Genomic DNA, 10,163 nt, shown 5'->3' with positions numbered 1-10,163 from the left:
CAACCCAACCCAACCCAACCCAACCCAACCCAACCCAACCCAACCCAACCCAACCCAACCCAACCCAACCCAACCCAACCTAACCCAACCCAACCCTTAACCTTTTCCGCCCAATTTCCCCTCCAATCCTAAAGTTTAGACTTCATCCTCCCAAGTTAATTAACATGATTTACCATTATTTCGCTGGGGTTATATAATGCCTTTTACGTCCCTTTCCGTGTATTATCCCCTTCAGTCAGGACAAAAAGTTGAGAAAAATTTCAGTGTATTGGAAGGAAAACCCTTGAAATGAGAACTAACGTTCGATATAATAGGAATATACGTTCTTGTTTTTGAAAAAATTATGGTGTGGATGAAGCGGAGGAGATAGGATGAGAGGTAATGTAATGAAAGATCAAATCTCCAGCCTCAATATATCCGAGCAGGAAGAGGCGGGGCTATTCCTTCGGCTACAGTCCTCCAAAAAAGCCTGTGAGGAATATCTATTCCACCTGAAGTGGCCCAATGGCTTTGTGTGCCCGTATTGTGGGCATGGGCAAGCGTATACCATTCACACCCGTAAGCAGCCGCTCTATGAATGCACCTGCTGTAAGCATCAAACCTCGCTGACTGCCGGCACAATTATGAAGTGTACCCGGACTTCCTTGATCAAGTGGTTCACTGCCATCTATCATTTGGCCAATCCGAAGGAGGGGATGAGCGCTACTGCCCTTGCAGGATTAATCCATGTAACATACAAAACCGCCTGGAGCATGCTGCACGCCATCCGCGGTGCCCTGTCCGAAGGGAAGCAATTGCTTCCTCCAACAGGAAGAATGTGCCTTCATAGCGAAACCTTAACCTATTCCCATCCGACGTCTTCCCTCGCGGACCCTCCCACGAATCCATCCGTAATCGTCTGCGTTTCATTAACTGAGCAGGACGAAGCATGCCGTGTGCACATGCAGGCGGTACAGACGGAAGACTATGAGGGAGGTCAGCTCTCTAGGGATATCGTTGAGGAGTTTTGTAATCAATATATGGGGTCAGTGAAGCAGCCTGGGCTTACGAAAGTAAGCCGTTTTGTTTCGCGCAAACGCAAAAAAGGACTGCCTTTGACAAGACTTGCCGGAGAATGGCTGCATAGCACCTTTTGCGGCATTGGCTCCAAATACCGCCAACGGTATTTGGATGAGTTTTGCTGCCGCATGAATTTATTGTTGCAGGGTCTGCCTCTTTTCCGGGAAATAAGCCGCATGTGCGCTTGTCCTGCATCTTCTTCTATCTCTAATTTCTAACTCTTCCTTTTGAACCGGGGGCTGACTCGTGGATGTTTCCCAGCTTCCTATATCCAAAGCAAAGTGCTAGAAAAATTTAGGAAGCCCATTCTTCCCTTTCATCACTGGGAACCGAAGTCACTTGTGCCTTTCCTAAGATCATTTTAAACTAATATTCCCCAATTTGGACATGCTCGCTTAACTCTCCGACCCAGTGCATCTCGTTAATGTCATCTACTATCCAGATATATTTGATTTAAGTCCATGTTGCCCACACCTTTTCTTCTCTCAACCGGACAGGTGTTTACGTTCAATTGTTTCGATGACCAGCGGGTGGGGACGGTGGTTTCTTTGTTTTGAAGGATGTTGTTTTGAAGAGTTTGTTTGAAAGAGTTTGTTTGAAGGAGTTTGTGACATTCAGAATTTTTGACTGCGGGTTAAGAGAACAGCTGGTGGGCTGAGTCCTGAGCGAAGGGGATAATACCCGAAAAGGGAGTGCAAAGCAATATATCCGGGGCTGGATTGCTATGGTAAGGATGAAAACGTCAGTTTCAAAGTTGGAAATCAGCGTGCTAATATAATCCCGTTATAGGCGAGGGAGCTGAGAACTGCAGGGAGAGTGGAATGCTGGTGGGATTGACGAAGGTGGGGATGTGTTTTACAATAACGATTAGTCGACTAAATAAATCTACAGGCGGATCAAAGGAGGGGCTATGAGTGGATATTTACAAGGTGGAGCATGTGGACACGGTGTTCCGCAGGGTATCCAAGCTGCATCATCAAACGGTGTCATCCTACCTCTCGGGGCGGGAGGTTTATCCGGGGCAGCCTCCGCTTTTGCGGGCGCTTACGGAGCGGGACGGGCAGAGCCAGAAGGAGCTGGCGGAGCAGATGGGGATTACTCCTGCCACCCTGAATGTGATGATTGCCCGGATGGAAAAAACCGGGCTTTTGGAGCGCAGGGCGGATGAAGCGGATCAGCGGATATCCCGTGTTTACCTGACGGAGCGGGGCCGGCTTGCCCATCAGGAGGTACGGAATATGATCGACCTGATGGAGAAAACCTCATTTCAAAACTTTACACCGGAGGAGAAGATGATTTTTCGCCGGTTGCTTTTGCAGATGTATGAGAATCTCAAGGATGCCGAACGGAACGGAGGTATTGACGGAACGTCGGGGCATAAGGATTAGCTGACTAATTAAATTCGATGAATGAATCAAAGGATAAACGGGGTGAACTAGCAACAATGCGGAAGCTTGTGAAATATATAAAGCCATACTGGAAGGCAGCCCTGCTGGGTCCGCTCCTCATGGTGCTGGAGGTATCCATGGACCTTCTGCAGCCCAAATTGATGGCGCAGATTGTGGACCAGGGGGTGCTGGCCGGAAGTCTGGATGAAATCCGGAGAACGGGGCTCATGATGCTGGTAACCTCCCTGATCGGAATGATTGGAGGCGTAGGCTGCGGGATTTTTTCCACCATCGCGGCTATGCGGTTTGGGGCGGACTTGCGTGAGGCAGTATTTAACAAGGTGCAGCGCTTTTCCTTCCGGAATCTGGAGAAGATGCACACTGCATCTCTGATTACAAGGCTTACCAATGACGTTTCGCAGGTGCAGCTGTTTGTGCAGATGCTTCTGCGGATGATGGTCCGTTCTCCCTTTCTTGCGGTGGGCAGCCTGATTCTGGCATTCACGATTAGCTGGAAGTTGGCCATGATTCTGGTGGTGGTGGTTCCGGTGCTGTTCACTGTAGTGGCCGTGATTACCCGCAAAGGCTTCCCCTTGTTTGCCAAGGTCCAGAAAAGGCTGGACCGGATGAATACGGTCCTTCAGGAAAACCTGGCAGGCATCCGGGTAGTGAAGGCCTTTGTGCGGTCGGATTACGAAACCAAGCGGTTTACCGAGGCCAATGATGACTATATGGCTGTTGCGCTCCGGGCCAATGTGATGATGGCTACACTGTCACCGGTGATGTTCCTGCTTCTGAACGGCACGATTGTTACCGTGCTGTGGCTGGGCGGCAATTTATTTTGGGATAACACATTGCCCATTGGGGACTTGGCAGCGTTCATCAACTATGTGACACAGCTGCTTTCCTCGTTATTGATGGTCGGGATGATGCTGGCTAATATTTCACGGGCTACGGCTTCATCGGAGCGTATTGTGGAGGTTCTGGAAACGGAGCCGGAAATTAAGAACCCGGACCGTGTATTGGCGGAGCGCATCCGCAAGGGGCGAATCGAGTTCGAGGGAGTCGGCTTTGCGTATGACGGGGGCGAAAGGGTGCTCCGGGATATTAATTTTACGGTGCAGCCGGGGGAAACGTTGGCGATCCTTGGCGCAACCGGGTCCGGCAAATCCACTCTGGTCAGCCTGATTCCCCGCTTATATGAGGCTGGGGAGGGACGGGTTCTTATCGACGGCACCGATGTCCGGGATTATCCCTTGGAGGGGTTAAGAGGCAGCATCGGCATGGTGCTTCAGGAAGCCGTTCTGTTCTCCGGGACGATTCGGGAGAACATTGCCTTCGGCATGCCGGACGCCACCTTGGAGGAGGTAGAGGCGGCGGCTCAAGCCGCTCAGGCGCATGAATTTATCACAGGGCTGCCTCAGGGTTATGAGACCGTGCTGGGTCAACGGGGAGTCAATTTGTCCGGCGGGCAAAAGCAGCGGATATCTATTTCCCGGGCGCTGCTGATGAAGCCTGCGGTGCTGATTTTTGACGACAGCACAAGTGCTGTCGATCTGGGAACGGAGTCCCGCATTCAGAAGGCGCTGCGGGAGCGGATGAAGGAAACCACCAGCCTGATTATTGCCCAACGTATCTCCTCGGTTATGGAAGCGGACCGGATTTTGGTGTTGGAGGACGGCACGGTTGCCGCTTCGGGCAATCACCGGGAGCTGATGGCCCATAGCCCCGTTTACCGGGATATCTACAGGTCCCAACTGGGAGAGGAGGAGGTTCTATATGCCGGAAGCGAACGTTAACCGTACGGTCGGCCGCGGCGGCCCGGCTCCCGTGCCGGGTATGCCAGGAGGGCCGGGAGGTCCCGGGGGTCCCGGACCGGCGGCTATGCGGGGAATGCTGCCCAAGGTGCGTCCCAAGGATGCCAAAGGCACAATCCGCCGTTTATGGGATTATCTGCGGAGACAGCGTACCGGATTAATCCTGGTGTTTGTGCTGACTGCCTTCGGAGCCGGACTTGGCCTGATTGGTCCTTATCTCATCGGTACTGCCATTGACAAGTACATTCTTCCGGGGGACGTAAACGGTCTGCTGCGGCTGTGCATCGTGCTTATTATTGTGTATGCGGCAGGGGCGGTGATGAACTGGCTCCAGCTGTATATGATGAACCGGGTTTCCCAACGTGCGATTTGGGAGCTTAGGAACGATCTGGTCGGCAGGCTGCAGAAGCTGCCGCTCCGTTTTTTTGACAGCAAAACCCACGGAGAACTGATGAGCCGGACCACCAATGACATAGACAATGTCTCCAATACGCTAAACCAGAGCGTCACCCAACTGATTACAGGCGTACTGACCCTCGCCGGTGCGCTGGGGATTATGCTCTCCCTGAATGTATGGCTGACCCTGCTCAATCTGGTAACAGTGCCGGTTACGCTTTTGGTCACCCGGAAAATCGCCAGCTTTACCCGGAAGTATTTCAGCGGACAACAGAAGAGTCTGGGGGAAATGAACGGTTTTATTGAAGAAACGGTTTCGGGTCAAAAGGTGGTGGCGACCTTCTGCCGGGAGGAAACCTCTATCGCACGGTTTGCCGCGATTAACAAGGAACTGACCAATACGTCCATTAAGGCGCAGGTTCTGTCGGGTATGATGGGCCCGGTTATGAACGTGATTAACAACCTGGGATTTGCTTTGATCGCGTCTGCCGGGGGCTGGATGGCTCTTAATTCCATGGTTAGCATCGGCACGGTGGTCAGCTTCCTGAACTACTCCCGCCAATTCAGCCGGCCCATTAATGATCTGGCTAACCAGTTCAATATGATACAAGCGGCTATTGCAGGGGCGGAGCGGGTTTTTGAGGTAATGGACACCCCTGACGAATATGAAGATGAGACGGAAGGAAAGCTGTGGCAGACGCCTAAGGGTGAGGTGATCTTCCGGGATGTCTCTTTTGGCTATAAGGAGGGTGTGCCTGTGTTGAAGGGGGTTAGCCTCCATGCCCGCCCCGGAGATATGATTGCTCTGGTAGGGCCAACCGGTGCCGGCAAAACCACGGTTGTTAATCTGTTAACCCGCTTCTACGAGCTGGAAAGCGGATCGGTTACGGTGGATGGAGCGGAGCTCTCTACCATCGACAAAAATAGCCTGCGCACTGGGCTCGGGATTGTGCTGCAGGATGCGGCGCTGTTCTCCGACAGCATCCGGGAGAATATCCGCTACGGCAAGCTGGATGCCACCGACGAGGAAGTCATCGCGGCGGCCAAGCTGGCCAACGCCGACAGCTTCATCCGCAAGCTGCCCAACGGATATAATACGGTGCTGGCGGCTGAGGGCAGCAACCTGAGCCACGGGCAGCGCCAGCTTCTCACCATTGCCCGGGCCATTCTGGCTGACCCGGCCATTCTGATTCTGGACGAGGCAACCAGCAGCATCGATACCCGGACGGAGATGCACATCCAGTCCGCCATGCGCACCTTGATGAAGGGAAGAACCAGCTTTGTCATTGCCCACCGGTTGTCCACCATCCGGGACGCCGATCAGATCTTGGTCATCGACGGCGGGCGGATTATTGAACGGGGAACCCATGATGAGCTGCTGGCGGCAGAGGGATTTTACTTCCGGCTGTATACCAGCCAGTTTAAAAAGGTTGTATAAAAATGAAAGAAGGGCGGGGATCATCCCAGCCCTTCTTTTCTTTTATCCGGTTATGTGCCCAGCAGTTTTTGGCGGATCCTTGGGAATGTGTGCAATGCGTTGTTGTAGAACACATCCTCATGGAATTTCTCTGGGACGAGCCGCCGGATAAATTCACTGTACAGCTCCACGGAGGCCAGGGGCCAATCGGTGCCGAAGAGCATTTTGTCATACCGGTCGGCATATACCAGCGCCCTGCGGAAGTGGTCCATAAACAGCTGCTCATTCATAAAACGGTCGAACTTTTCCCTGTCTCCGACCACCAACCCGGATAAATCGGCGTATACATTAGGATTTTTAGCGATGACCTCGGCGGCGTCCATCACCCACGGGTCCCCCAAGTGGCAAAGCATAAAGGTGACCCCCCGCTGCTGCAGGGCCAGCTCATCCACGGTCAGGGGATGGGCATATTTGAGCAGACCGTTCATGGAGTAGGTGTCCCCGGTGTGGATCACGACGGGAAGATCATAATGCTTAGCCAGCTCGTATACCGGCCCGTATATCCGGTCGTAGACGTAATAGTGGTAGTAACCCGCATAAAGCTTGATGCCGGCGGTTTCCTTCCGCTTCAGGCGGGCCTCGATCCGGTCCAGCTCCGCCGTGGCATCCGGGCCACTTAACCGGGAGGGGTTGATGCCGACGCATTCCATCAGGAAGGCGGGCACCTCGGGCTCCAGGTCCAGCAGCATGGGATTGGGAGAAGAACTGTCGGGAAAAGCACCAGCTGTCTGCTCTGTTACCCCCATGCCAACCCCAAGAACAACGTCATTCTGTTCAAATTCCCGCTGCAAACCCTCCGCCGAATAATCGACGAAGGAAAGCTGTTCAGCCGTTTGCCGGAAGCTTTCAATATTCGACAGGTGGATGTGGATGTCGATAATAGGCATCGCGTGTTACTCCTCCTTTAAGCTAAAACGAAGCCGGGTAAGCGCAGCAAGCTCCTCCGGAATAAACCGTTCCCGGCCAAGAATATAGAAAACCGGCTTGGTCCATTTTTCTTCCCCGTCGGGAAGAAGCAGATTATGAGCCGTTCCCTGAGTGAAGAGAAGATTGTTGAAATAGACAAACCCGTTTGTGTTGTCCGGGTTGAAGGCTGCTTGAAGCAGATCCTCATGCTCCGTGGAGCCAAGAGCCAAATAACCATTCATCTTCCATTCATCTTCACTGGTACCGAGCTTAAAAAGAATCCGCTCTTCCTTTTGGGTCCAGCCGGTGTCATGAGCGGCGGCGGGCCGGAAGAAGTTCCGGTCCATAATCTGCAGCTTCGGATGGCCAAGCCCGGTCCGGTTGATGACCCGGTTAACCTTGGCCAGCACTGGGGCTCCCGGCAGCATCAGATAATACTGGTCTACCGTCAAGCCGCGGTTCCGCTCATGCTGCTCCACCTGGAGGCGGAGCCGGATGCCGGACCAGTTGTTGCCGCTGGTATCCTCCAGTTGTACTGCCTCGGCGCTGCGTGTCTCCTGATGCAGGCTTAAGGGGGACATACCCTCCACCTCGATGCCCAAACCGCCCAGCCACGGATTCCACCAGGAGCGCGGACCGGGAGCCGGGTAAGAGCTGTGCAGCCATTCTCTGCCCTGGTAAACAAGGGAATGGGCGGAGGCGCCGAACCCAGGTGAAACGTCCAGTGTTATGATGCCGTTGGAGCAACGCAGAAGCTCTCCCGCTTCCCCGTCGAGGGTATCGACAGTCACAGTGTCCCGCGATACGGGGAACACGGCAGTGCAGCGCTCCATACGGGCGTCTTGGCCTTCGTATACCAGCCGCAGCCGGTCTGCCTGGCCCAAGCCAGCAGGCTGGGAACGTTCCAGGGTAACAGCGTGAAGATTTTCCTCCGCATCTATCTCGCGGCTCTCCAGAGCAATTCCGTCTGCGGATTGCAAGGTTATTGTGCCGGACAGGGGCGACAGCTTATGATCCACAGCCTCCACTTGGTAGCTTCCATGGATGAAAGGATTGCCTCCGTTGGCCTTCAGCTCCAGATAACCGGTCAAATGGGGGGGATTTTCCTCACGGGCCCGTCGCACGTAAGCCCGGAAGTCCTGCCAGTCGGGGAACACTCCGATCGCCACCCAGGTAGATGCGGTGCGGACTGAGCCTCCGGCCGGTATGCCGCCTACAGGATGCTCCAGACCAAACAGCCAATCGGATTTTACCAGCTGCTGGCCTTCGGCCCAAAATATACCGTAGCTGATTTTTTCATTGCGGGAGTATATCCAATTTTCGCTGACCCTCCGCGGCTCCCATTGGTCCAGATGCTGGGCCGGGGCGTCGTTTAAGGTAAGATAAAGCCCATCGTACGGCAGCACAGCATCCTTCAGCTCATAACGGAAGCAATCCAGCAGCTTCAGATCGTCAGCCAATGGGATGTCCGAATGATTCTCCACCGTATAATAATGCTCGATAAAGCCGGTTTCCCATACCCGTGCCACGGATTTGATCACCGCACCCGGGTGGTCGGCGGATGAATAAGCCGCCTCCAGCAGCTGGGAGTCACCGTCTCGTTCCAGGCGGATTTGCGCGGGCTTCTTTTTGCTGAATTCCGAAGAATAAGGTTTGCCCAGCTTGGGATAACCCCAGAACAGGGCTCCGCCCATATGTGTGCGGCGAACCCGAAGCTCATTGTTTTCCTTGTTGAGCGCCAGCATGTTGGGTCCGCAGGCCGCATAGGCGTATTTCCGGTCCTGGCCCTTAAACCGCCCCGTATGCCCGCGGAAAACCAGACTTACGGCATGCTCGAAAGCGATGGTTTCTCCGGATGTAGAGTTTGCGGCTTCTACAGCCAGAGAGGCGGAATAAACGCCAAACGTATACAGCTCATAAGCCACCGCTACCGAGGCTTTGCCAAGGCCTGCAACCTGGACGGTGATGTAAGGATTCTCAAACCGGATAAATTCCGCTTCGGGCAGGGAAAACCGGTATTCGGTCTCTTCGGCTAGCTGGTTCTCAATATTCAGGAACAGGATTTCTCGTGTGCCGGCATAATGCTCCAGCTCCTGACCCGCCATAACCAACTTGGCCGGAAACAACGGTGCGATGCCCGCCCGCAGCTCAGCCTTACGTCCATTGATGGTCCACTGGGAGAGGACAACAGGATGGGTTTTCCAGCTGCTTTGCTCCTCCTCCACCGGATCAACCCGGAACTGGCCTTCGACGATTTCCGTGTCGGTAACCGTTACCGTACGGTTGAGCTCCAGCCGGATGTTCCTGGAATCTTGGCCTGAAATCTCACAAATCACCGGCTCGCCGGTTTTGCTGCGGATATGGTAACGAACAGGGTAGGTTCTTCCAAACACCAGATCATGCCCGGCAATTTCCGTGCGGATCTCATAGTCGGGTGTATCGATAGCCCAGATCCCCCGCCCGGTTTTTTCGAAATCCACCTGGAGCTCCTGCCCGTCCTTCTGCCAGGAATACCGGAAAATATCGAACTTCCCGCTGAGGGTTTCCCCGTCGGGCTGGATCTGGATGGGGCGGGTGCTGTCCGAGTACCAATCCAGGTTCTTCAAATAGGGCTCCAGGGCCTCCGTTTGCAGCACGGTGGGAATGTAATTCATCAGATGAACGCCGTCGTCCTTCTTTTCCCAGAAAAACCCGCACTTCTTGTACATCGGTACTGCTTTCGTATTGCCGGCCCAGGTGAACAGGTCCAGACGGGGCCAGCCCAGCTCCACCGTTTTGGATACGGCATGCAGAATCAGAGCTTTGCCCACCTTCCGGTTATGGTAATCAGGCCGGACATTGAGCAAGGGCACATAAAGCGCCCCCTCGTCCAACTGGTAGTGGGAGAAGCTGCAGAAGCCCACCACTTCCTCCCCGTCCATAGCCAAAAATACGTGAAGATTGATCGTACTGTCCATATCCTGAATGACGCTTTCGGGTGTCCGTCTGCTGTGGCCGCCGCCCCAGCTCTCCGTGCTTCTGTTCCACATGTCCGCTACGGCAGCGGCGTAGGAGTGGTTGTACTCCACAATGCGGACCGTTCCGGCTGTCATTGTCGGGATGCTTTCCATGGCTTCTTTC

Annotated in this window: 6 protein-coding genes and 1 pseudogene; 5 read left to right on the top strand and 2 right to left on the bottom strand. The window is 54.1% G+C overall.

Annotated features, from left to right (window positions below):
• Positions 1-371: 371 nt before the first annotated feature.
• The 5 genes and pseudogenes from ACI1P1_RS11635 to ACI1P1_RS11615 form a co-directional block, all read left to right on the top strand.
• Positions 372-587, top strand: a pseudogene (locus ACI1P1_RS11635) (transposase); the annotation flags it as partial.
• 108 nt (positions 588-695) lie between these two features.
• Positions 696-1,277: a hypothetical protein gene (locus tag ACI1P1_RS11630; RefSeq protein ID WP_416216565.1), complete on the top strand. Its 582-nt coding sequence runs from the start codon at positions 696-698 to the stop codon at positions 1,275-1,277.
• 696 nt (positions 1,278-1,973) lie between these two features.
• Positions 1,974-2,447, top strand: a complete 474-nt coding sequence (locus tag ACI1P1_RS11625; protein ID WP_416216552.1) for a MarR family winged helix-turn-helix transcriptional regulator — start codon at positions 1,974-1,976, stop codon at positions 2,445-2,447.
• 56 nt (positions 2,448-2,503) lie between these two features.
• Entirely contained in the window at positions 2,504-4,246 is a 1,743-nt protein-coding gene (locus ACI1P1_RS11620; RefSeq protein WP_416216551.1) for an ABC transporter ATP-binding protein, read from the top strand.
• A 40-nt stretch (positions 4,247-4,286) separates the two neighbouring features.
• On the top strand, positions 4,287-6,098 hold the full coding sequence (locus ACI1P1_RS11615) for an ABC transporter ATP-binding protein (protein ID WP_416216564.1): 1,812 nt from the start codon (positions 4,287-4,289) through the stop codon (positions 6,096-6,098).
• Between the two features lie 50 nt (positions 6,099-6,148).
• On the opposite strand, the gene ACI1P1_RS11610 is transcribed toward ACI1P1_RS11615, so the two are convergent.
• On the bottom strand, positions 6,149-7,024 hold the full coding sequence (locus ACI1P1_RS11610; protein ID WP_416216550.1) for an amidohydrolase family protein: 876 nt from the start codon (positions 7,022-7,024) through the stop codon (positions 6,149-6,151).
• 6 nt (positions 7,025-7,030) lie between these two features.
• Positions 7,031-10,153 carry a GNAT family N-acetyltransferase gene (locus ACI1P1_RS11605; RefSeq protein ID WP_416216549.1) on the bottom strand — a complete coding sequence of 1,041 codons (3,123 nt, stop codon included), beginning with the start codon at positions 10,151-10,153 and terminating at the stop codon, positions 7,031-7,033.
• Positions 10,154-10,163: the final 10 nt, after the last annotated feature.

Origin of the sequence: Paenibacillus mesotrionivorans (genome assembly GCF_046098205.1) — a bacterium.
Classification (GTDB): domain Bacteria; phylum Bacillota; class Bacilli; order Paenibacillales; family NBRC-103111; genus Paenibacillus_AR; species Paenibacillus_AR mesotrionivorans.
The sequence above is the reverse complement of the archived record's forward strand: the minus strand, read 5'-3'. Positions and strand labels throughout refer to the sequence as shown.